The organism is Sphingobium sp. TomTYG72 (assembly GCF_055394715.1).
On sequence record NZ_AP027336.1, the window covers coordinates 65254 to 87650 of the forward strand.

Below are 22397 nucleotides of genomic sequence, written 5' to 3' on the forward strand. Positions count from 1 at the left end.
TTGCGACAGGCTTAAGCCCTGACGTCGCTTTCCGTGACCGGCGCGATCTTGATTTCTACGCGGCGGTTGCTGGCCTTGCCTTCTGCCGTCGCGTTGGAGGCGATGGGCTGGGTTTCGCCAAAGCCGCGCGTTGCGATGCGGGCCGACTGGACGCCGTGGCTGGTCAGATAGTCGGCGACCGACTGGGCGCGGCGTTCGGACAGGGTCTGGTTATAGGCGTCGGCGCCATCGCTGTCGGTGTGGCCGTACACGTCGATATAGGTTTTGGGGTACTGCGCGAGGACTGACGATACTTCGTCCAGCGTGGGACGGAATTGCGGCTGCACGGCCGCGCTGTCCGTCGAGAAGGTGATGCCCGACGGCATGCGCAGCACCAGATTGTCGCCATCGCGGATCACATCGACGCCGCTGCCGGCGGTTTCCTCACGCAGTTTGCGTTCCTGCGCGTCCATATAGGCGCCGATGCCCGCGCCTGCGACCGCGCCGATGCCTGCGCCCAGGATCTTTTCCGTGCGGTCACGCTTGCCTCCGACCAGATCGCCGAGCAGATAACCGCCCAGTGCGCCGCCGATGCCGCCGATCGCTGCCTTGGAAATCTGACGCTGTCCGGTGTTGGGATCCGTCGTGCAAGCGGCGGTGGCGAGCATGGCGGCCAGACCTGCCGTACCCATGATGCGATGAGAAATCCGCATAGATTCAATTCCCTTTTTGTCTTGCACCCGAAAGCGCGGATGCAGGCCCCAATCGTCAAAGCCATGCTTTTGTTCCACAGGCGAACTGAACGGCAGGTGATGCGATGGTTGTGAAACTGTAAGGAACAGGTTTATAGGGCGTAGCTGACCACCATGGCCACGATCCCCCCGCACGCTCCGACGCCCTTTCCCTGGGCAGACCTTGTCATCATTCTGGCGCTGGTCGCTCTGAATGGCGTTTTCGCCATGTCGGAACTGGCGATCGTGTCGGCTCGCCGCCCCCGGTTGCAGGCGATGGAGAAGGCGGGTCGTCGCGGCGCGAACACGGCGCTGCTGCTGGCGAGCGATCCCGGCAAGTTCCTTTCCACCGTCCAGATCGGCATTACCCTGATCGGCATCGTCGCGGGCGCCTATTCTGGCGCGAGCCTTGGTGGGCCGGTGGGCGAGCGGCTGCAACTGCTGGGGCTGTCGTCCAATGCGGCCGAAAATCTTGGCTTTGCGATTGTCATTGGCCTCACCACCTACGCCTCGCTGATTATTGGTGAGTTGGTGCCCAAGCAGTTCGCGCTGCGCTCGCCTGAACCCATCGCGGTGCTCATGGCGACGCCGATGCTGCTGCTCTCGCGGATCACCGCGCCGATCGTCTGGGTGCTCGACGGATCGAGCGCGATCATCTTCCGTCTGCTGCGCATGAGGCGGGAGTCGGAACATCATGTGACGGCCGAGGAATTGCACCTGATCGTCGCGGAAGCGAGCCGGTCGGGCGTGATCGAGGAAAGCGAGCGCGCGATCATTTCAGGCGTCGTGCGGCTGGCCGACCGGCCGGTGCGCGAAGTCATGACGCCGCGCATGGACGTCGACTGGATCGACATCGGCGCGGATGAGGAGACCATCCGGGCAAGGCTGCTCGAAACGCCGCACACCCGTCTGCCGGTGGGGCGTGGAACGGTCGAGGATATTATCGGCGTGGTGCAGGCACGCGACATCATGACGGCGCTGTTCCGGGGAGAACGGCTTGACCTGGGGTCGTTGATGCGCCGCGTGGAGGTGGTGCCCGATCAGGTCGACGCGATGGACGCGCTGGAAGTGCTGCGCCGGGCCGATGTGCCGATGGTAATGGTGCATGACGAATATGGCCATTTCGAAGGCATCGCGACGCCTGCCGACCTGCTGTCAGCGATCGCGGGGCATTTCGCATCCGATCGCGACCTGCATGACGAACCCGACATTGTGGAACGGGACGATGGCAGCCTGCTGGTATCGGGCCAGATGCCCGTCGACCTGCTCGCCGACCGGATCGGCATCGACCTGCCCGAAGACCGCGATTATGCCACGGTCGCGGGCCATGCCCTGTGGCTACTCAAGCGCTTGCCCGAGGTTGGCGATTTTATCGACGATCAGGGATGGCGATTTGAGATTGTCGATATGGACGGGCGGAAGATCGACAAACTGCTGGTGGCGGCGCGTTAGAAGGGCCTTCTGGCGACGTTGCAGGAGATTAGGGGTTGGCGTGTGACCGGTCGCGGACATCCTTCGTCCCCTCTCCTTCAGGGGAGGGGACTGAGGGGTGGGGGCGTGCCCCAAGGGAAAGCTGACCTGTAACGGCGTGCCCCCACCCCAACCCCTCCCCTGAAGGAGAGGGGCTAATGTCTCAAATCTGGGGGACGGCGACTAAGGACCAAGGCCGGTCATAAGGACGTTTGATTAGCCGAACGCACCCATTGGCTTGGGCAGTATAATTCGATATTTCGGATTTTATCGAATAGTCGAATCGGAAGGTCGCCGTCCGTGGCAGGTGAAAGTCAGCAGATTTCGTTACCGGATGCCGTCGAGGCACTGTCGGCATTGGCGCATAATCACAGGCTGGCCGTCTTCCGCCTGCTTGTTCGTGCAGGCGCCTCAGGTATCCCGGCCGGAGAAATAGCGCGCGAAGTGGGCGCATTGCCAAGCACGCTTTCGACGCATCTCACTATTCTGGGACATGCTGGCCTGATCCAGTCCCGACGGGAGGGGCGATCGGTGATCTACTCCGCCGATTTTGAGGGGATGGGTGATCTTTTGAAGTTTCTCGTTTCCGACTGCTGCGCAGGACGTCCGGAAATCTGCGCACCTTTGGTCGCCATGGTGGACACCGCAAATTGCTGTTCGCCTCAATGACAGTCATCCGCAGCATTGCCGCTGAAGCCTTGGGCACGGCCATGCTGCTGGCCGTCGTCGTGGGATCGGGCATCATGGGACAGCGACTTGCCGCCGGTAATGATGCGATTGCATTATTGGCGAACACGGTCGCGACCGGGGCGGGCCTTGTCGTCCTGATCCATATGTTCGCGCCGCTGTCGGGCGCACATTTCAATCCGGCGGTAACGCTTGTTTTCCTGCTGCGGGGTGAAGTCACCCTCCAAAAGGCGTTGCAATATGTGGTCGCACAGATTTGCGGCGCTGTTGTTGGTGTATGGATGGCGCACGCAATGTTCGCCGAGCCGGTGTTGCAAATCTCGACCAAATTGCGCGACGGCTGGGGGCAAGGTTTTGCGGAGGCCGTCGCCACCTTCGGCCTGATCGGAACGATATTGACGACGCAGCGGTCCCGACCCGAATTCACGCCGACGGCGGTGGGGCTCTACATCACCGCCGCTTATTGGTTCACGGCGTCCACATCCTTTGCCAATCCTGCCGTGACCGTGGCTCGTGGCTTTACGAACAGCTTTGCGGGGATTGCGCCATCATCGATCCCCTTGTTCATCGGCGGCCAAAGTGCAGGCGCCATAGTCGCGCTGATGGTGTTTGGCTGGCTTTTACAGGAGGACCCGCATCGTGTCTGATGCCTTTCCCATTACGATATATCACAATCCCGATTGCGGCACGTCGCGTAACGCGTTGGCGATGATCGAGGCTGCGGGCTATCGTCCCGAGGTCATTGCGTATCGCGACATCGGCTGGACCCGTTCCCTACTGGAGAAGCTGATCGCCGATATGCGCGTGTCGCCGCGTGATCTGTTGCGAGAAAAGGGCACGCCTGCCGCGGAACTCGGCTTGATGGGCGCGGATGCCACGGATGATCAAATCCTGGCGGCGATGGTTGAGCATCCCATCCTTGTGAACCGCCCCATTGTGGTCTCCCCCCTGGGCACAAAACTGTGTCGTCCATCAGAGGTCGTATTGACCCTGTTGGACCGCCAGCCCGATCGATTCACCAAGGAGGATGGTGAGATCGTAAAGCCCTGAGGCGACCCGAGGTTCACAAAGGCGCACTTCCCAAACGCAACGGGCGCGGCAATCAGTGCCGCGCCCGTCAGGTTCAACAGGAGGGGCTGACCCCTCCGGTTTATTTGCCAGCAGCAGCCGGGCCAGTCGCGGGAGCCGCGTTGGCGGGAGCCTTGCCCTCGACGCTTTCGGCGGCGTTCGTGGCGTTCGCAGCAGCTTCGGCAGGCGTTGCGCTCGCTTCGGCGGGTGCGGCATCGGCGGCGGGCAGGGGCAGGTTGGAACCCTGCGTGTTCATCCAGGCGATGAGGTTCGCGCGGTCGGCCGGGTTGCCCAGGCCCGCGAAGGTCATCTTGGTGCCGGGCGCGAATTCACGCGGGCTCTTCAGCCAGTGATCCAGATTCTCGAAGGTCCAGTTACCGCCCTTGCCCTTGAGCGCGTCCGAGAAGGCGAAGCCGCCCTTGCCCTGACCGATCGGTTCGCCGACGGTTGCGAAAAGATTGGGGCCGATGCCGTTGGCGCCGCCCTGGTTGACGGTGTGGCAGGCCGCGCACTTGGCGAAGACCTTTTCACCGGCCGCAACATCGGCGCTGGCGAGCAGGGTGTTCAGGCCCGGTCCAGCAGCTGCGCCGCCTTCGCCCTCAGCCTCCACGCCTTCGATTGCGTAGCCCATTTTTTCGGGCCGTTCGGAATGGAATAATTTGGAGCTGACGATGCCGCCACCCAGCGCAATGATCCCCGCAAACAACGCCCAGCCTGCAACTGTGTTGAAACGATCACCCATTTCGCTTGGATTCCCTTGAATTTCTGTTCTGGCGGCTTGGTTTCCGCGCCCCCTCTAGCGCGCTGCCATAATGACGCAAGAGCGAACGTGCAAGCATGGTTGGCAGCTATGGCACCTTGCCCGGTTTCAGTCGGGGATTTCGACACGCTTGCGCGCGCGCGGAGGAGTGCCTAAGCGCGCTTCATCCATGGAAAACTATCCTGCCCCCGCCCGCGCGCTGGTCGCGGAACTCGCCGAAAAGGCCGCAGCCGACCCGTCGCGCGCCATCGCCTACCAGGGCGCGCCGGGCGCCAATTCGCACCTTGCCGCGCTGGGATATGCGCCCGATTGGGTGCCGCTGCCCTGCTTTGCCTTTGAAGATGCGATCGACGCGGTGCGCAATGGTTTGGCGGCGCGGGCGATCATTCCGATCGAAAACAGCCTGCACGGCCGGGTCGCCGACATGCATTTCCTGCTGCCCGAATCGGGGCTGCATATCGTTGACGAATATTTCCTGCGCATCCGCCACTGCCTGATGGCCATCGACGATAGCCCGGTCAAAAGCGCGATCAGCCATCCGCAGGCGCTGGGGCAGTGCCGCCATTATCTGCGCGAGCGGGGTATTCAGCCGGTCACCTATGCCGATACGGCGGGGGCGGCGGCGCTGGTGGCGGAATCGCGCAAGCCGGGGGAGGGCGCCGTTGCGCCCTATCTGGCGGCCGAGCTTTATGGCCTGAAGATGGTGGCGGAGAATATCGAGGATAGCGACGACAATATGACGCGCTTCCTGGTGCTGTCGCGCGAGCCGACCATGCCGGAGGCCGATGATGGTCCGGTGATGACGACATTCCTGTTCGAGGTGAAGAATGTGCCCGCTGCCCTCTACAAGGCGATGGGCGGCTTTGCGACCAACGGCGTCAACATGACGAAGCTGGAAAGCTACCAGCGGGGCGCAAGCTTCGCCGCGACGGAGTTTTTCTGCGACATTGAGGGCATGCCGGGCGACCCCGCCGTGGATCGCGCGCTGGCCGAACTGGAATTCCACAGCAAGTGGGTGCGCATGCTGGGCAGCTATCGTCAGGCGCGGCCCCGGACCTGATGGGGTGACGGGTCGGGCGCTGCTGCCTATAGTCGATCCCATGCTGGCCGCGATCCTTCTTTCCGCTCTTGCCATGAGCGCGATCGTGGCGGTGCGCTATCTGATCACCAGTGGTGGCTTTGCGCTGGCGACGCGTGTCCGGCAGCCGGGACTCTATGCCGGGCTGGACCCGCAGATCCGGCGGGAGATCGGCTGGTCGCTGGCGTCGGCATTGGTCTACGGCATCCCGGCGGGCGTGGTCGCATGGGGTTGGCAGGCGCAGGGCTGGACGCGCATCTATACTGACGCTGCCGCCTATCCGCTCTGGTATCTGCTGGTTTCGGTGCTGCTCTATCTCGCGGCGCATGACAGTTGGTTTTACTGGACGCATCGCTGGATGCACCGGCCGCGCCTGTTCCGGGTCGCGCATGCCGTGCATCATGCGAGCCGCCCGCCAACGGCCTGGGCCGCGATGAGCTTTCACCCATGGGAAGCGTTGAGCGGCGCCATCGTCGTCCCGGCGCTGGTTTTCCTTATTCCCATCCATGTGGCAGCGCTGGGCGCCGTGCTGGCGATCATGACAATCATGGGCGTGTCGAACCATATGGGGTGGGAGATGTTTCCGCGCTGGATCGTGCATGGGTTTGCGGGGCGCTGGTTGATCACAGCCAGCCATCACCAGCGGCATCATGAACAATATAGCTGCAACTACGGGCTTTATTTCCGTGTCTGGGACCGTCTGTGTGGGACCGACCGGGGACTGGGCGATTTTAGGAAGACGCACGGATGAAGGAAAAATTGCTGCTCGCGGTCGTGGCCATGATGATCCTGCCCGGCGCCGCGCCCGTGGGACAGCCGCAGCCGATCAGCATCGGGGTTGAAGGCCTGCGATCGCACAAGGGAAACCTGCTCGTCTGCGTCGCCCGGTCGCCCGCCTATTTTCCCGATTGCAGCGATGATCCGGACAAGCGCCATCTGGTCGTCGCCACGACATCAGCGGCGATCCCGCTGGGCGATCTGGCGCCCGGCACCTATAGCGTCGCGATCATTCATGATGAAAATGGCAATGGGAAGCTCGACACGTTCGTCGGCATCCCGCGCGAGGGCGTGGGCTTTTCCCGGAACCCCGCCATAAGGTTCGGCGCGCCCAGCTTCCGCTCCGCGCAATTTACCGTGACGGGGGCAGCGATGCGTCAGGATATAAAGGTCAAATATTTCCTCTGACTGTGGGCCGCCGGAACTGTAATGACAGCGAAACATTCTAGGCGCTGACCATATTGCTGGGAACAGGGGATTTATGAATCATCGACAGATATTGTTCGCGGGCCTCGCCTTTATTGCGCTGGGTGCCGCCGACACCGCTTTTGCTCAGGAGGTAGAGGACAGCAATGCGCTGACGGTCGGCATCGGCGCCGCCGTTGTTCCGAGCTATGAAGGGTCGGACGACTATCGGGTGATCCCCGTGCCCCAACTGCGTGGCAAGGTGAGTGATTTCGCTTTCTGGACGCGCGGGCCGAGCCTTTATTTCGATGTCATCCCCAATCGGGGGCAGGACATCGACCTGCAATTGGGGCCGGTGGCGGGCGTCCGTTTCGATCGGTCGAGCCGCAAGAATATCAAGGATGACGCAGTGCGCGCGCTTGGCGAACGCGATAGGGCGGTGGAGCTTGGCGGCTTTGTCGGCATCGGCAAGACCGGCATCATCACCAGCGCCTACGACAATCTGTCGGTGCGCGTGGCGATGACGAAGGATGTCGCGGGCGCGCATGAAAGCTTTATCGTAACGCCAGCGATCGAATATTTCACCCCGCTTTCCACCCGCAGCTTCGTGGGCCTGGGCGTTTCGGCCGATTATGTGGGCAAGAAATATGGCCGCTATTATTATGATGTCGATGCCGCCGGGGCGCTGGCATCCGGCCTGCCGGAATATTCGCGCGCGGGCGATGGGGCGGGTTTCAAGAAGGTCGGCGTCAATCTGACAGGTGGCGTGTCATTGTCGGGCGATATCCGCAAGGGCTGGGCGCTGTTCGCGCTGGGCGGCTATTCGCGGATGTTGGGCGACTATGCGGACTCGCCCATTGTGAGCATCGTGGGGTCGAAGAACCAATGGATCGGCGCGGTCGGCGTTGGCTATACCTTCTGATCTTGTGCGGATAGGGTGACGCCCCACATAAGGCGCTGTATGGACGCGGCACCCAAGCGCAGCAAGGCAGGAGAATACGGCAGTGGCGACCCTAGGAATGAGCGACACCGATAAGGCAGCGGTGGAGGCGTTCCGGCGCGACGTCGTTGATCCGTCGCGCACCAGCCTCGTCATCGTCGATTTCTGGGCGGAATGGTGCGGCCCGTGCAAGCAGTTGACGCCGGTCATCGAGAAGGTCTGCGCCGACTATGCGCCGAAGGGCGTGAAGCTGGTGAAGATCAACGTCGATGAGAATAAGTTCATCGCCGCCCAGTTCCGCGTCCAGTCGATCCCGACCGTATATGCCGTGTTCCAGGGCCAGCCGGTCGCTGACCTGAGCCAGGCGCGGACCGAGGGGCAGTTGAAGCAATATCTCGACCAGTTGCTGGCGCAGTTGCCGATCGAATCGGATGAGAAGACGCAGCTGGAGGAAATCGCCCCGCTCATTGAAATGGGCGAGGAAATGCTGGCGGGTGGGGAGCCCGACCGGGCGCTTTCGGTGTTCGAGCAGATCGGCCAGATGGCGCCGGACAATGGTGAGGTTGCGTCGGGCCATGCCCGCGCGTTGGTGGCGCTTGCGCGACTGGACGAGGCGGAGGCGGTGCTCGCCGCGCTGCCCGCCGATGTCGCCAAGGATCAGGCGATCGACCGCGCCCGCGCCGCCATTGCTCTGGCGCGCGACGCAAAGCCCGTCGCCGACCTGTCCGGGGTCGAGGCGAAGGTCTCCGCCAATCCAGACGATCATGGGGCGCGTTTCGAACTGGCGGGCGGCCTGATGGCGAATGGCGAGCGGGACCGGGCCGCCGAGGAACTGCTGGAGATTGTCCGCCGCGACCGCGAATGGAATGAAGGCGCGGCCAAGGCGCAACTGCTCAAGCTGTTCGAGGCTACGGGCCTTGAAGATCCGTGGGTCGCGGGACAGCGGCGCAAATTGTCGCAGATCCTCTTTTCCTGACGGCGCGGCCGGTGAACCGCGCCCGCGTCTCCATCTTTCCGCTGTCCGGGGCGCTGTTGCTGCCGGGCATGGACATGCCGCTGCATATATTCGAGCCGCGTTACCGGGCGCTGATCCATGACGCCATGGCGCGGGACCGCCGCATCGGCATGATCCAGCCGCGCGGGGAGGGGGGCAAGCCCGCCCTGTACGATGTCGGATGCCTGGGCCGCATAAGCGAGTTCGAGGTGCTGGATGACGGCCGTTTCAACATCATCCTGGAAGGGCTGGCGCGTTTCCGGGTGATCCGCGAACTCGACGTCACCACCGCTTTCCGCCAGATCGAGGCCGATGTCGAGCAGGCGCCGGAGGATGAGGTGCTGCACTCCGTCGAACGCGCGGCGCTGGAACAGGAATCGCGACGCTTTGCCGACGCGTTGGGCTATGTCGTGGATTGGACCGCCGTGTCGCGGCTTGACGACACGTCGCTGGTGAACGGCATTGCCCAGATCGCGCCATTCGATCCTGCCGCCAAGCAGACCTTGCTGGAGGCGGACAGCTTAAGCGAGCGGTGCGACCGGATCATTCAGCTGATGCAGATCGTCGGCCGGATGGAGCCCGATGGCGGGGCGACGATGCAATGATTTCGCCTGACCCCTATTTGCTGGCGAAGCTTGTGTGTCCCGTGACGCGGACGCCGTTGCGGTGGGATGCGGAAAGGAGCGAGCTGGTGTCGGATGCGGCGGGATTGGCCTTTCCGGTGCGGGATGGCGTGCCAGTGATGGTGGTGCGCGAGGCGCGGTCGCTAGGCTAGAAAATCCTCCCCATCGAAAGATGGGGAGGGGGACCGCCGCCAATGGCGGTGGTGGAGGGGAAGAACGCGCAGGTCGTGCAATTTTCCCCTCCACCATGCTTCGCATGGTCCCCCTCCCCATGCTCGGCATGGGGAGGATTTGACTCTAAGACTCCAACGCCGCCTCGATCAGATCCCGACCTTCCTTGCTGTTCCAGTCCATCGCGCCGACGACGCGCAGCATCTCCTTGCCCTGCCGGTCGTACAGCACGGTCGTGGGCAGCATGCCGGTCGCATAGTGGAAGCCGAACTGGTTTTCCGGATCGATGAAGCTTTTAAGGTGCGGCAGCGCGTGCTTGGCGAAGAACGGCTTCACCACGCTTTCGCCCTGGCTGTCCTGAGAGATGGTCAGCACCGCCAGACCCTTGGCCCCGTAAGCCTTGGCGACGGCATCGAGCGTCGGCATTTCCGCGATGCAGGGTGCGCACCATGTTGCCCACAGGTTCACCAGCAACGGCTTGCCCGCGAAATCCTGCAAGGTGGCGTCCTTGCCATCCGGCCCGGTGAAGGCGAAATCGGGGGCAGGGGTGCCTGCCTTTGAACGGTCGAGCGTGAAGCTGAACGCGCCCTTGCCGCTTTGCGGGGCACCTGTTGCCTCGCCGCTTGTCGGGGGGACTGGCGCGCTGCTATTGGCTTGATCTTGCCCCGCGCCCGGCGATTGCCTATCGCACGCGCCGAGGCCAGCCAGCAGGAGCAGTGTCATTACGCAGGGCAAAGTTGATCGGGACGGGGAAGGTCGCACGGGAGACGGCTCCAACAGCATGTGGGGCGGACGCTTCGCAGCTGGTCCGGCTTCGGTCATGCGCGAGATAAATGCCTCCATCCCGTTCGACAAGCGATTGTGGAAGCAGGACATCGCCGGGTCCAAGGCGCATGTCGCGATGCTGGCCAAACAGGGCATCGTCGAAGGCGAGGACGCGCAGGCAATCACCGAAGGGCTGAACCGCATCGCTGCCGAATATGAAGCGAACGGCGTGCCGGTGAATCTGGACCTTGAAGACATCCACATGGTGACCGAGTCCCGGCTGGCCGAACTGATCGGCCCGGCGGCGGGGCGGCTGCACACGGCGCGGTCGCGCAATGACCAGGTGGCGACCGACTTCCGCCTGTGGGTGCGTGATGCCATTGATGAGGTGGCGGCGGGGCTGTGGGCGCTGCAACAGGCGCTGCTCGCCCGCGCAGAGGAACATGCCGATGCGGTGATGCCTGGCTTCACGCACCTCCAATCCGCGCAGCCGGTGACGCTGGGCCATCACCTGATGGCTTATTATGAGATGATCCGCCGTGATCGCAGCCGCTTTGCCGATGCGCGCGACCGGCTGAATGAATGTCCGCTGGGCGCAGCGGCGCTTGCGGGGACGGGCTTTCCGATCGATCGCCATGCGACGGCGGCGGCGCTGGGCTTTGCCAAGCCGACTGACAACAGCCTCGACAGCGTCAGCGACCGCGACTTCGCGCTCGATTATCTGATGGCGGCGACGCAATGCAGCCTGCATCTGTCGCGGCTGGCGGAAGAATTCATCATCTGGGCTAGCCAGCCCTTCGGCTTCGTGAAGCTGCCCGACGCTTATTCGACCGGCAGCTCGATCATGCCGCAGAAGCGCAATCCGGACGCGGCCGAACTGGTGCGCGGCCATGCCGGGCGGATCATGGGCTGCATGACGGCGCTCTGCGTCACGATGAAGGGCCTGCCGCTCGCCTATTCGAAGGACATGCAGGACGACAAGCCGCCGGTGTTCGAGGCGCATGATCTGCTGGGCCTGTCGATCGCGGCGATGACGGGGATGATCGAGACGGTAACGTTCCGCACCGATCGGATGCGCGGCCTTGCCGAGAGCGGCTTTGCCACCGCCACCGACCTTGCCGACTGGCTGGTGCGCGAGGCCAATGTGCCGTTCCGTGAGGCGCATCATATTACCGGCCGCGCGGTCGCGGCGGCGGAGAGCGCGGGCACGCCGCTCGCCGACCTGCCGATCGAGACGCTGAAAGCCATTGACGCCCGCATCGATGAGCGCATCTATGCGGTGCTGACGGTCGATGCGTCGGTTGCCAGCCGCAAGAGCCATGGCGGCACCGCGCCCGATCAGGTGCGCGCGCGTATCGCCCAAGCACGGAAGGACGGACAGGCATGAGGATCGGCATCGGTCGCGCAATCGCCGTCACAGTGCTGACGCTCGCCATCGCCGCCTGCGGTGGCCGTCAGCCGTTGAAACCCGTCGAAGGGCAGAAACTGCCCGCCGTGCCGGTCGGGGCCGCAGCCTCACCCACCGCGCAGCAGCTGATGACGCCATCCATGCAGTCGCGGCCGGAACGCAGCGTCGACATCCTCTCGCAGTCGGAGGAGCGCAAGGATGACGCGTTCGACCTGCCGCCTGAAAACCAGCCCTGATACGCTTCGCTAGGACAGACAAGCCTTGGACCATTTTGACTATGTGAACGGCGCCATGCATGTGGAGCAGGTGCCGATGGCGGACATCGCGCAGGCGGTCGGCACGCCGGTCTATATCTATTCGACCGCGACGCTGACGCGCCACGTCAATGTCTTTCGCGATGCCCTGTCGCGGCTGGACGATCCGCTGATCGCCTTTGCGGTGAAAGCCAATCCCAATGGCGCGGTGCTGGCGACGCTGGCCAAGCTGGGGCTGGGCGCTGATGTGGTGTCGGGCGGGGAGTTGCTACGGGCGATCGCGGCGGGCATTCCGGCCAATCGCATCGTCTTTTCCGGGGTCGGCAAGACCGCCGAAGAGATGAGGCTGGCGCTGGAGCATGGCATTTTCCAGTTCAATCTGGAGAGCGAGCCGGAGGCCGAGATGCTGTCCGAGGTGGCGCTGTCGATGGGGAAGAAGGCGCCCGTCGCCTATCGCATCAACCCCGATGTGGACGCGGGGACGCACGCCAAGATTTCGACCGGCAAGTCGGAAAACAAGTTCGGCATTCCTTATGATCGGGCGCTGGAAAGCTATGCCGCTGCCCGCGACCTGCCGGGTCTGGATGTGCAGGGCGTCGCCGTCCATATCGGCAGCCAGCTGACCGATCTTGCGCCGCTTGAGGCGGCCTTCACGAAGGTCGGCGTCCTGATCGAGCAGCTGCGCGCCGCTGGGCATGCTATCCGCACCGCCGATCTGGGCGGTGGACTGGGCGTCCCGTACGACCCGTCGCTCCCGATTCCGCCGCTGCCGGCTGTCTATGGCGAGATGGTGACGCGGGTGACGCAGGGCTGGAATGTGCGGTTGATGTTCGAGCCGGGCCGCGTCATCGTCGGCAATGCGGGTGCGCTGCTGTCGCGGGTGGTGCGCGTGAAGCAAGGCGCGCAGGCGCCGTTCGTCATCGTCGATGCGGCGATGAACGACCTGATGCGGCCTAGCCTTTACGACGCCTGGCATGACATTCGCGCCGTTGATCCTTCGGGCGCGCGGGAGACCGCCAATGTGGTGGGGCCGGTCTGTGAGACAGGCGATACCTTCGCCATGCATCGCGACATGGACGTGGTGCAGGCGGGTGATCTCGTCGCCTTCATGACGGCGGGCGCTTATGGCGCGACCATGGCGGGCACCTACAACAGCCGCCCGCTGACGCCCGAGGTGCTGGTGTCCGGCGACAAATGGGCCGTGGTCCGCGCCCGCCCGCCGATCGAGGCGCTGATCGAGGCGGACAAGATCCCCGACTGGGTGCAGGGCTGATGCAAAGCCTGCCCGTCTTCCTGGTGTTGAAGGGCAGGGCCGTCATCCTGACGGGGAGCGGCGAGGCTGTGGATGCCAAGCGGCGGTTGCTGGAACGGGCGGGCGCGCGCGTCGTCGGGGAGGCTGAGGACGCGGCCATCGCGATTGTCGCGGATGGCGATGATGCGACGGCTGCGCGGCTGAAGGCGCGGGGCGTGCTGGTGAATGCGACCGACCGGCCGGAGCTTTGCGACTTCACTCTGCCAGCCATCATCGACCGTGAGCCGGTGCTGATCGCCATCGGCACGGGCGGTGCGTCGGCGGGGCTGGCAAAGGCGCTGCGCCAGCGGATCGAGGCAATATTGCCGGAAAAGCTGGGCGCGCTCGCGACCGCGTTGCACGCTGCCCGAGACGCCATCCGCGCACGCTGGCCCGATGCCAGCGCTCGCCGCCGCGCGATCGATGCTGGGCTGTCGGCTGGCGGCCTGATCGATCCGTTGCGCGAGGATGCCGCTGACGAGGTGCCCCGTTGGCTTGCTCAGCAGGGCGATGCGGAACCCTCCCGTCTTGTCGCGCTGCGCCTGCTGTCGAGCGATCCCGATGACCTGACGCTCCGCGCGGCGCGCCTGCTCGGGGAGGCCGATCGCATTTATCATAGGCCCGATGTGCCAGCGGCGATCCTCGACCGTGCCCGCGCCGACGCTGTGCGCATTCCCGCCACCACGCCGCCGGAAACACCGGGGGAGGGGCTCTCGCTCTGGCTGGAGATGCCGCAATGAGCCGGGTGTTCGTCAATGAAGGCGGCCATGCTCGCGAAATCTCCCTCGATGATTTTTGCGCGCAGGCCGACCATGCGCCTTTCAGCTGGATTCATGCCGATGGCTGGCGAGAGGATGCGCAGAGCATCGTCTCGCGCTGCGACCATATGCCGCAGGCGGCACTGTCCGCGCTGCTGGCACAGGAAACCCGGCCGCGTTGCACGGTGATGGCGCATGGCGCGCTCATCAACCTGCGCGGCCTGGGGGCGGACGCCGAGGCAAGCGGCGATCCGCTGGTGTCGATCCGGCTATGGGCGGAACATGCGCGCGTCATCACCGTCAGCTACCGTCCGCTCGCGGCGATGGAGCCGGTGGTGAAGCAGATGCTTGCCGGAGAGATTCGCGATCCGGGCGACCTCATCGCGGCCTTTGCGCAGGAAATCACCGAAGCGCTTGATCCGGAAGTGGCGCAGCTTGGCGATGATCTGGACGAGATCGAAAGCACGCTAAGCGATAATGGCGCGGCGGAGGTACGGCGGCAGGTTTCGGAAATTCGTGCGTCGGCGATCAGCTATCGCCGCTTCATCTCACCGCAGCGTCAGGCGCTGGAAAGATTGTCGGCGGCGGATGCGCCCTGGCTTCATCCCGATGACCGGCTGCATTTGCAGGAAGCGGCGGATCGCTGCGCCCGCATGGCGGAGGAGTTGGAGGCGGTGCGCGAGCGATCGGCGCTGGCGCATGAAGAGCTGACGGACCTGCGCGCGGAACAGATGAACCGGCAGGCGTTGATCATATCGGTCGTGGCGCTGGTTTTCCTGCCGCTCACCTTTTTGACGGGGCTGCTCGGCATGAACGTCAACGGCATTCCCTTTGCCCATGAAGCGTGGGCCTTTTGGGGCGTGGTGGCGGTCTGCGTCGCCATGGCGATCGGGATTGGCGGTTGGTTCACCGCGACTCGCTGGTTGAAGCGCTGAAGCTCTGATCGTTTCAGGTTCGGGCAGCACTCAGCCGGGCGATTTCATCATTCAACGCCTGGATCGACGAGACCAGTCGCGCCCTATCGACCTGCATTTCCTCAAGCGCGTCGCGTGTCTCGCCCAATTCCACGGCGCGTCGCGCAATGCGAGCGTCGAGTTCGGCATTGTGCCGGGTGAGGGCGTTCAACTCATCGGCGCGCTGGCACAGATGGCGCAGCCGCGCGTCCAGCACATCGAAGTCGAAAGGCTTGGTCACATAATCGTCCGCGCCTGCCTCCAAAGCCTCCACGACGCTGGCGTTATCCTGCTTGCCCGCGATCATCACGAAGCTCGCCTGACCGGCAAGGCCAGCGGCGCGGATTTTCTTCATGGTGGCTATGCCCGGCAGGATCGCCAGTCCCATGTCGATCAGGATGATGTCCACCGAGCGAGAGAGAAGGCGGTTCAGCGCGACGAAGCCGTTTTCGGCCAGCACGACATCATAATGGAGATGGGAGAGGCGGCGCGCGATCACGGCCCGGGCCGTGTCGTCTTCCTCGATCAGTAGAAGCTTGCGGCGGCGGAGCGGGCGAGCGCTCTTTACCTTGTCGCTGTCTGTATTGAGCGTCCTCGCAGCGGATTTGAAAAACTGCATGGCGTGCGTCTCCTCACACGCCTTGATCTAGGATAAGTGCGCAAATAAATGGTTAATGCGATCTTCCCTGTGAAGGTGCCTCCGCTTCGGGCGCATAGGCGCGCAGGAAGCAATCGACCGCGAAGGCCACGTCGGCGTCCACCTGTTCGGGCGTGGGCGGCTGACCATTGCCCCAGATCATCTGCTGGTGACTGCCCGACAAGGTGAGCACGATCAGCGTCCGCGCCGCAAGCAGGGCATCGGCACGCCGCAACCGCCCCCGCTCCATCGCTACCTCCAGAAAACGGGCCAGCAGGTTGCGGGTATATAAAGGCGCCAGTTCCAGGAAAATCTCCCCCATTTTGGGAAAGCGACTCGATTCTGCGGCCACCAGCCGATGCAGCGCGATCGCGTCAGGCGATGTTACCTTGCGCAACAGGTCATGACTAAAGCGCAGGAGCTTTTGTTCAAGCGGGCCACCCGTATCGAGAAGCTGGGCAAGGCTGGCATGATAGGTCTCCGTCGCGTCCCGCAGGACGGCGGCGAACAATTCTTCCTTGCCGGGGAAGTAGCTCCACAAGGTGCCCTTCGACCCACCCAATTCGGCTGCGATGGAGGACATGGTGGTCGCGGCATAGCCATTTTCCAGGAACGACCGCCGGGCGACCGCGACGATCGCGTCACGACGATCGCGCCTGTTCGCTTCACGACGGGATAGGGTGGCCATGTCTGTCTGGTCAGTCATAAAGGTGTACCATAGAGTACGATAATATTGTTGACAAGCCCGTGCGGCAGGCGCAAAGGCGGTTTTCATACCACATGGTACGGTTTCTTATGTCCCTGCATTGTCTCATTCGTTCCACGCGAGCCGGTCTTTTGCCGGTGGCGATATTGGCGCTTTCCGCCTGCGCGGCGGTGCCAGACCTGGGCAAGGCCCCAACGCCCCGGACAGCGTCCAGCATCGCGGCATCGCAAACGCTGGGGCAGGGCGAGGCGCTGTGGCCAGCCGATGGATGGTGGAAAAGCTATGGCGACTCGCAACTCGATGCGTTGATGGAGGAGGGGCTCGCCGCCTCCCCCGACATCGCCGCCGCCTCGGCCCGCTTTCGTCAGGCATCCGCCGCCGCGCAGCAGGCCGGAGCCCCGCTTTTGCCGTCGGTTGATCTCACCGGATCGACTGCCGCGACGAAGCAGAGCTATAATATGGGCTTCCCCAAGGATTTCGTGCCCAAAGGTTGGCTGGGCACGGGGCAAGTCGCGCTCGATATGAATTTCGACCTTGATCTGTGGGGCCGGAACCGGGCGGCGCTGGCCGCCGCAACTTCGGAAGCGGAGGCCGCGCGCATCGATGCGCAGCAGGCGCGGCTGGCGCTGACGACGGGGATCGCCGATGCTTATGCTGACCTTGCCCGCCTGTTCGACCAACGGGCGATCCAGCAGCGCGCGCTGGACATCCGATCCGCCAGCCAGAAACTCGTGACGGAGCGGCAGCGTAACGGGCTGGAAACGCGGGGTAGCGTGCGGCAAGCCGATGCGACCGTGTCCGCCGCCCGCGCCGTGCTGGCGGGAATCGACCAATCCATCGCGGTCCGGCAGCATCAGATCGCGGCGCTGATCGGTGCAGGCCCCGACCGCAGCCTTGCCATCGCGCAGCCGCATCTGGGCAAGGTCGCGGATTTGGGCCTGCCCGCCGATGTCACCACCAATCTGGTGGCACGGCGCCCCGATGTCGCCGCCGCGCTCGCCCGCACGGAAGCCGCTGCCAAGCGCATCAAGGTTGCCCGCGCCGACTTCTTCCCCGCCATCAGCCTGAGTGCCCTCGTCGGGGCGCAGTCGCTTGGCTACAACACATCTTTCACGGACCAGTCGGTGACGGGTCCCCGTTCTTTCCTCGACACGTTGTTCAGCAAGGATTCGCTGTTCGGCAATGTCGGGCCAGCGATCAGCTTGCCTATCTTCCATGGTGGGGAACTGCGTGGTCGCTATCGTGGCGCGCGGGCGACTTTCGACGAAGCCGTCGCCAATTATGACAAGACCGTCCTTGGCGCCTATCGCGACGTGGCCGACGCCGTCACCGGCCGCCGGATATTGGGTCAGCGGCTGACGGAGGCGCGCGCCGCGCTGGCCGCATCGGAAGAAGCCTATGCCATAGCGCAGAAGCGCTACAGAGGCGGCCTTTTCACCTTCCTCGACGTGCTGAATGTCGAGGACCAGTTGCTTTCGGCCCGCCAGTCCGTTGCGGAGCTTGAGGCCCTCACCTTTTCGACCGATATTGCCCTCATTCGCGCGCTGGGCGGCGGCTTCGCCACCAGCGGCACATCGTCCAAGGACCTGCCCAATGGCTGATGCAGCCCCCGAATTTACAGCTGATACCGGCAGTGCCGACAAGAGCGCGCGGATGGAGCAGCGCAAGAAGTGGCTGGTTCGCCTCGCCCTGGCCGTATTCGTCATCGGCGCGATCTATGCCCTCTGGTATCTGCTGATCGGCCGCAATCATGTCGGCACCGACAATGCCTATGTGAATGCCGAGATCGCGCAGGTGACGCCGCTCATCTCCGCGCAGGCGATCGAAGTGCGGGTGACCGACACGCAGGCGGTGAAGCGCGGCGACATATTGGTGCGGCTGGACCCCACAAACGCCCGCATCGCCGTCGCGCAGGCGGAGGCTGACCTTGCCGAAGCGCGCCGCCGCTTCCGCCAGACCGCCGCGACCAGTTCATCGCTCGCTGCTCAGGTGCAGGCGCGCAGTGCCGACATCACGCAGGCGGGCGCGCAGCTCGCCGCTGCGCAGGCGGACTATGACAAGGCGCGCGTCGATCTTCAGCGGCGCGAGGCGTTGGCACCCGAAGGAGCCGTGTCGGGTGAAGAAGTCACCAGCGCGCGCAAGGCATTTGCCGCCGCACGAGCGGGCCTTGAACAGGCACGCGCAGGCGTGGCGACGGCACGCGCGACTCAGGGCGCTGCCGAAGGACAGCTTGCCGCGAATGATGCCTTAGTCAGTGGCTCTACGGTCGAAACGGACCCCGCCGTCCTCGCCGCCAAGGCAAAGCTGGAAAATGCGCGGCTCGACCTTGGCCGCACGATCATCCGTGCGCCGATCGATGGTGTGGTGACACGCCGTCAGGTGCAGGTTGGACAGCGGGTGGCGCAGGGTAGCCCGATCATGAGCATCGTCCCGCTCAGCCAAGTTTATGTCGATGCCAATTTCAAGGAACGGCAGTTGCGCCGGGTGCGCGTCGGCATGCCCGCCACGGTCGTGGCTGACATCTACGGCGGCGACGTCGTCTATCATGGCAAGGTTGTCGGTTTTTCGGGAGGAACCGGATCGTCTTTGGCGCTGATCCCCGCGCAAAATGCGACGGGCAACTGGATCAAGGTGGTTCAGCGCCTGCCCGTGCGCATCGCGCTTGATCCCAAGGAACTTGCTGCGCATCCGCTCCGCGTGGGCCTCTCGACCGAGGTCGAGATCGACCTTTCGGGCGCTTGAGGTAGCTTGGCGTGACCGAGGCGGCGGAGAGATTTTTCCTCGACCCCCGGCGGCGAATGCTGGCCGGGTTCGTGCTGGCGCTTAGCAATTTCATGGTCGTGCTGGACCTGACGATCGCGAACGTGTCGGTGCCGCACATCGCCGGAAATTTGGGCATCACGCCTGACCAGGGCACCTGGATCATCACATCCTATGCCGTGGCGGAGGCGATCTGCGTGCCGCTGACCGGCTGGCTCGCCCAGCGGTTCGGCACGGTGCGCCTGTTCATCTGGGGCATGATCGGCTTCGGGCTATTCTCGCTGCTCTGCGGCCTTTCGACGACGCTCGGCATGATCGTCGCCTGCCGTATCGGGCAGGGGCTGTGCGGCGGCCCGCTGATGCCTATGTCGCAGACGCTGCTGATGCGCATCTACCCACCCGAACAGCGGGCAAAGGTGATGGGGCTGTGGGCCATGACCACGCTCGCCGGGCCGGCGGTCGGGCCGATCGTCGGCGGCTATATCAGCGACAATTGGAGCTGGCACTGGATCTTCTTCATCAACGTGCCGATCGCGGCGGGGTGCGTATTCGCAGCGATGGCGCTGCTGCGCCCCGCCGAAACCGAACGGCATAAGCTCCCCATCGACTTTATCGGCCTTGCCCTGCTGATATTCTGGATCGGCTGCCTCCAGATCATGCTGGACACCGGCCGCGATCATGACTGGTTCGGCGATCCGATGATCGTCGCGCTGGCCGTGATGGCCGCGATCGGCTTCCTCGTCTTCATCATTTGGGAACTGACGGAGGAGCATCCGATCGTCGATTTGCGGGTATTCCGCCATGTCGGCTTCACATCGGGCGTACTGACATTGTCGCTATGCTTCGGCGCCTATTTCGCCGGGATCGTCATCACCCCGCAATGGCTTCAGATGTCCATGGGCTATCCTGCCTATTCCGCAGGGTTCGTCACCGCCTTCACGGCAATGACCGCGATCGTCGCCGCACCCTTTGCCGGTCGCTCGGTCGGCAGGATTGATGTGCGCCTGCTGATATCGGGGTCGGTGATCTGGATGGGCATGGCGACCATGTGGCGATCGGAATGGACGAGCACGGCCGACTTCTGGACTTTGTCGATGCCGCAGATCGTCCAGGGTTTTGCCATGCCGTTCTTCATGATCCCGCTGACCACCCTGACGCTGGGATCGGTGCGGCCGGAAGAGATGGCGTCGGCGGCGGGCATGCAAAGCTTCCTGCGCACGCTGGCGGTGGCGATTTCTACATCCATCGTCCTGACGGGCTGGGGCAATGGCCAGCGTGTCGCGCGCAACGAGATGGTGTCCGCGCTGGATCCGAACGTGGGTTCGCAGCTCGCGGGTTCCGGGCTGTCGGCTGAGCAGACGCCGCAGATGATCGCCAATCTGGTCGATCAGCAAGCAGCGATCCTGTCGATGAACCATGTCTTCTTCGTGGCCGCGCTGGTGCTGCTCCTGGCGGGCGCGCTGGTCTGGTTCGCGCCCAAGCCGACCGGGCAGGTGGATATGTCGGCGGCTCACTAAGGGTTACGCCTTAAGGCAAGCCTATCTCCCGGCTGATGCCAATGGCGCGCAGGAAAGCCGCGTCATGGCTCACCACGATCAGCGCGCCGTCATAGCCCAGCAGGCCCTGTTCGATCGCCGCGATGCTGTCGAGGTCGAGATGATTGGTCGGCTCGTCCAGCATCAGCAGCGGCGGCAAGCTGGCATCTCCCAGCACGCAAGCCAGCCCGGCGCGGAGCAGCTGCCCGCCGCTAAGGCTACCCGCCTGTTGCAACGCCAGATCCGCCCGAAAGCGGAAGCGCGCCAGTGCCGCCCGCACTTCGTTATGTGTCGCATTTGGGTGCAGGCGGGCGAAATTATCCGCGATGCTGGCTCCCGGATCGAGCAGCGCCACCTTCTGGTCCAGCAGCGCGCAGGCCACCGGCCGCTCGACCTTCCCCGCCAGGGGAGGCAGGCTACCCGCGATCACATGGAGCAGCGTGGATTTGCCCGCGCCATTAGGCCCGCTGATCGCGATCCGTTCCGGCCCGTTGACGCGCAGGGACAATTCTCGCAGGACCGGCGCGTCGGCATCATGTCCTGCGGTAACATGGTCCAGCGTCACGATCCTCTGACCCGTTTGAACGGCAGTGGAGGGCAGGGCGACGGTCAGGCTCTCGACCACTTCGATCCGTTGCCGCGCGGTCTCGGCCGCCTGTATGGCTTCCCGGCGCAGACGCTCGGCCAGCCGCGCCGCCTCTCCACCTGAGCCCTCGGCCCGGTCCTTCCTCAAGCCGATCAATATGCGCGGCATGTCGCCCTTGGCCCCTTTGCGCGCCCCGGCGGCGTCGCGCCGCTGCTTTCGCTCTGCCGCGACCTGCGTCCGCTTGGCGATGTCCTTCCGATGCCGTTCGGCATGGGCCAAGTCCTGCTCGGCCGCCGCGAGTTCGACCGCCTTGCGCGCCTGCCATGACGAGAAATTCCCGCCATGACGGCTGATGCCCAGCGTCGTCAGCTCGGCAATCGCCTCCATCTCCTCCAGCAGCGCCCGGTCATGGCTGACCACGATCGCGCCCGCCCGCCATCGCGCGAGCAAAGCGATAAGCGCCGCGCGCCCCTCCGCATCCAGATTATTGGTGGGCTCGTCCAGCAGCAGGAAATCGGGCCGGGCAAAGATCGCCCCCGCGAGCGCCGCCCGTGTCCGCTGGCCGCCTGACAATTGGCAAAGGAGCGCATCGGGTCCAACGCTCAGCCCCACCTCCGCCAGCGCCTCCTCCATGCGGGAAGGCAGCGTCCAGTCGCACGCCTCCAGCTCGGCCATGTCCGCGTCGCCCCGCTCGGCCTTGGAGAGCAGCTCCACCGCTGTGCGCACGCCGAACAGGTCGGCGATCGTCTCGCTCGGCTCGACCTGCACCGTCTGCCGCAGTTCGGCCACCGTCCCGTCCAGCTGGACACTGCCGCCGCTGGGCTTCAGCCTTCCCGAAATGAGCGCGAGCAGCGTCGATTTGCCGACACCATTGCGTCCGACAAGTCCGATCCGCTCGGAAGTGAAACGAAAATCAAGGTCGCTAAGGACGGTGGTCCCGTCAGGCGCGGACCAGCTGATATGAGAGAGAGTAATCGCAGGCATGGACAAAAAACTTCCTGAAAGCAGAGCGTTGGGGCTGTGCGATCAGGTGCAAGTCCATGATTATGATCCTCCGGAAA

25 protein-coding genes are annotated in these 22397 nt (G+C 64.2%); 19 read left to right on the top strand and 6 right to left on the bottom strand.

Translation table 11 applies throughout. The features are described from left to right. Positions 1 to 11: 11 nt before the first annotated feature. Complete coding sequence (locus ACZ5U1_RS00325; protein WP_464778882.1) at positions 12 to 692, bottom strand: YiaD family glycine zipper/OmpA-like lipoprotein; 681 nt, start codon at positions 690 to 692, stop codon at positions 12 to 14. Positions 693 to 845: 153 nt separating this feature from the next. Here ACZ5U1_RS00325 and ACZ5U1_RS00330 point away from each other — a divergent pair, with 153 nt between their 5' ends. From ACZ5U1_RS00330 to ACZ5U1_RS00345, 4 genes are all read left to right on the top strand, one after another. Continuing rightward, positions 846 to 2162, top strand: a complete 1317-nt coding sequence (locus ACZ5U1_RS00330; RefSeq protein WP_464778883.1) for a hemolysin family protein — start codon at positions 846 to 848, stop codon at positions 2160 to 2162. Between the two features lie 318 nt (positions 2163 to 2480). After that, positions 2481 to 2849 (top strand): ArsR/SmtB family transcription factor, encoded by a 369-nt coding sequence (locus tag ACZ5U1_RS00335; RefSeq protein ID WP_464778884.1) that lies wholly within the window; start codon positions 2481 to 2483, stop codon positions 2847 to 2849. Continuing rightward, complete coding sequence (locus tag ACZ5U1_RS00340) at positions 2846 to 3514, top strand: aquaporin (RefSeq protein ID WP_464778885.1); 669 nt, start codon at positions 2846 to 2848, stop codon at positions 3512 to 3514. The genes ACZ5U1_RS00335 and ACZ5U1_RS00340 overlap by 4 nt, the downstream gene beginning before the upstream one ends. Positions 3515 to 3575: 61 nt before the next feature. Further along, positions 3576 to 3917, top strand: coding sequence for an ArsC/Spx/MgsR family protein (locus ACZ5U1_RS00345; RefSeq protein WP_464780057.1), 342 nt, complete (start codon positions 3576 to 3578; stop codon positions 3915 to 3917). Positions 3918 to 4017: 100 nt separating this feature from the next. Here the strand turns inward: ACZ5U1_RS00345 and ACZ5U1_RS00350 are convergent, their stop codons facing one another. Next, positions 4018 to 4677: a c-type cytochrome gene (locus ACZ5U1_RS00350; RefSeq protein WP_464778886.1), complete on the bottom strand. Its 660-nt coding sequence runs from the start codon at positions 4675 to 4677 to the stop codon at positions 4018 to 4020. A gap of 187 nt (positions 4678 to 4864) precedes the next feature. On the opposite strand from ACZ5U1_RS00350, the gene ACZ5U1_RS00355 reads away from it, so the two are divergent. The 7 genes from ACZ5U1_RS00355 to ACZ5U1_RS00385 all read left to right on the top strand — a co-directional run bounded on the left by ACZ5U1_RS00355 (position 4865) and on the right by ACZ5U1_RS00385 (position 9664). Further along, positions 4865 to 5755, top strand: a complete 891-nt coding sequence (locus tag ACZ5U1_RS00355) for a prephenate dehydratase (RefSeq protein ID WP_464778887.1) — start codon at positions 4865 to 4867, stop codon at positions 5753 to 5755. 40 nt (positions 5756 to 5795) lie between these two features. Then, positions 5796 to 6524, top strand: coding sequence for a sterol desaturase family protein (locus tag ACZ5U1_RS00360; protein ID WP_464780058.1), 729 nt, complete (start codon positions 5796 to 5798; stop codon positions 6522 to 6524). Further along, the gene (locus ACZ5U1_RS00365; RefSeq protein ID WP_464778888.1) at positions 6521 to 6958 is read left to right on the top strand and encodes a DUF2141 domain-containing protein; all 438 of its coding nucleotides are present in this window, start codon (positions 6521 to 6523) and stop codon (positions 6956 to 6958) included. Before ACZ5U1_RS00360 ends, ACZ5U1_RS00365 begins: the two co-directional genes overlap by 4 nt. Before the next feature lie 73 nt (positions 6959 to 7031). Beyond that, positions 7032 to 7877: a MipA/OmpV family protein gene (locus tag ACZ5U1_RS00370; RefSeq protein ID WP_464778889.1), complete on the top strand. Its 846-nt coding sequence runs from the start codon at positions 7032 to 7034 to the stop codon at positions 7875 to 7877. 82 nt (positions 7878 to 7959) lie between these two features. Next, positions 7960 to 8871, top strand: a complete 912-nt coding sequence (locus tag ACZ5U1_RS00375) for a tetratricopeptide repeat protein (protein WP_464778890.1) — start codon at positions 7960 to 7962, stop codon at positions 8869 to 8871. Between the two features lie 11 nt (positions 8872 to 8882). Further along, a complete protein-coding gene (locus tag ACZ5U1_RS00380) occupies positions 8883 to 9494 on the top strand; it encodes an LON peptidase substrate-binding domain-containing protein (protein WP_464778891.1) in 612 nt (203 codons plus the stop codon). Next, positions 9491 to 9664 (top strand): Trm112 family protein, encoded by a 174-nt coding sequence (locus tag ACZ5U1_RS00385; protein ID WP_464778892.1) that lies wholly within the window; start codon positions 9491 to 9493, stop codon positions 9662 to 9664. Before ACZ5U1_RS00380 ends, ACZ5U1_RS00385 begins: the two co-directional genes overlap by 4 nt. A gap of 145 nt (positions 9665 to 9809) precedes the next feature. Here ACZ5U1_RS00385 and ACZ5U1_RS00390 read toward each other — a convergent pair whose 3' ends face one another. After that, positions 9810 to 10406, bottom strand: coding sequence for a TlpA family protein disulfide reductase (locus tag ACZ5U1_RS00390; RefSeq protein WP_464778893.1), 597 nt, complete (start codon positions 10404 to 10406; stop codon positions 9810 to 9812). A 58-nt stretch (positions 10407 to 10464) separates the two neighbouring features. Here ACZ5U1_RS00390 and argH point away from each other — a divergent pair, with 58 nt between their 5' ends. From argH to ACZ5U1_RS00415, 5 genes are read left to right on the top strand one after another with little or no spacing between them, the layout of a single operon-like run. After that, the gene (gene argH, locus ACZ5U1_RS00395) at positions 10465 to 11835 is read left to right on the top strand and encodes an argininosuccinate lyase (RefSeq protein ID WP_464778894.1); all 1371 of its coding nucleotides are present in this window, start codon (positions 10465 to 10467) and stop codon (positions 11833 to 11835) included. Further along, positions 11832 to 12092 (top strand): hypothetical protein, encoded by a 261-nt coding sequence (locus tag ACZ5U1_RS00400; protein WP_464778895.1) that lies wholly within the window; start codon positions 11832 to 11834, stop codon positions 12090 to 12092. The genes argH and ACZ5U1_RS00400 overlap by 4 nt, the downstream gene beginning before the upstream one ends. A gap of 25 nt (positions 12093 to 12117) precedes the next feature. Continuing rightward, positions 12118 to 13383, top strand: coding sequence for a diaminopimelate decarboxylase (lysA, locus tag ACZ5U1_RS00405; RefSeq protein ID WP_464778896.1), 1266 nt, complete (start codon positions 12118 to 12120; stop codon positions 13381 to 13383). Then, on the top strand, positions 13383 to 14141 hold the full coding sequence (locus ACZ5U1_RS00410) for a precorrin-2 dehydrogenase/sirohydrochlorin ferrochelatase family protein (protein ID WP_464778897.1): 759 nt from the start codon (positions 13383 to 13385) through the stop codon (positions 14139 to 14141). Before lysA ends, ACZ5U1_RS00410 begins: the two co-directional genes overlap by 1 nt. Continuing rightward, positions 14138 to 15094, top strand: a complete 957-nt coding sequence (locus tag ACZ5U1_RS00415; RefSeq protein ID WP_464778898.1) for a zinc transporter ZntB — start codon at positions 14138 to 14140, stop codon at positions 15092 to 15094. The genes ACZ5U1_RS00410 and ACZ5U1_RS00415 overlap by 4 nt, the downstream gene beginning before the upstream one ends. Positions 15095 to 15107: 13 nt before the next feature. Here the strand turns inward: ACZ5U1_RS00415 and ACZ5U1_RS00420 are convergent, their stop codons facing one another. Both ACZ5U1_RS00420 and ACZ5U1_RS00425 read right to left on the bottom strand, forming a co-directional pair. Continuing rightward, positions 15108 to 15731, bottom strand: a complete 624-nt coding sequence (locus tag ACZ5U1_RS00420; protein WP_464778899.1) for a response regulator transcription factor — start codon at positions 15729 to 15731, stop codon at positions 15108 to 15110. 52 nt (positions 15732 to 15783) lie between these two features. Beyond that, the gene (locus ACZ5U1_RS00425) at positions 15784 to 16455 is read right to left on the bottom strand and encodes a TetR/AcrR family transcriptional regulator (RefSeq protein ID WP_464778900.1); all 672 of its coding nucleotides are present in this window, start codon (positions 16453 to 16455) and stop codon (positions 15784 to 15786) included. Between the two features lie 89 nt (positions 16456 to 16544). On the opposite strand from ACZ5U1_RS00425, the gene ACZ5U1_RS00430 reads away from it, so the two are divergent. The 3 genes from ACZ5U1_RS00430 to ACZ5U1_RS00440 are packed head-to-tail and all read left to right on the top strand — an operon-like array spanning position 16545 to position 20732. Next, the gene (locus tag ACZ5U1_RS00430) at positions 16545 to 18056 is read left to right on the top strand and encodes an efflux transporter outer membrane subunit (RefSeq protein WP_464780059.1); all 1512 of its coding nucleotides are present in this window, start codon (positions 16545 to 16547) and stop codon (positions 18054 to 18056) included. Further along, complete coding sequence (locus ACZ5U1_RS00435; RefSeq protein ID WP_464778901.1) at positions 18049 to 19197, top strand: EmrA/EmrK family multidrug efflux transporter periplasmic adaptor subunit; 1149 nt, start codon at positions 18049 to 18051, stop codon at positions 19195 to 19197. Before ACZ5U1_RS00430 ends, ACZ5U1_RS00435 begins: the two co-directional genes overlap by 8 nt. A 56-nt stretch (positions 19198 to 19253) precedes the next feature. After that, positions 19254 to 20732, top strand: a complete 1479-nt coding sequence (locus tag ACZ5U1_RS00440) for a DHA2 family efflux MFS transporter permease subunit (protein WP_464780060.1) — start codon at positions 19254 to 19256, stop codon at positions 20730 to 20732. Between the two features lie 10 nt (positions 20733 to 20742). Here the strand turns inward: ACZ5U1_RS00440 and ACZ5U1_RS00445 are convergent, their stop codons facing one another. Further along, positions 20743 to 22320: an ABC-F family ATP-binding cassette domain-containing protein gene (locus ACZ5U1_RS00445; protein WP_464778902.1), complete on the bottom strand. Its 1578-nt coding sequence runs from the start codon at positions 22318 to 22320 to the stop codon at positions 20743 to 20745. Positions 22321 to 22397 lie beyond the last annotated feature (77 nt).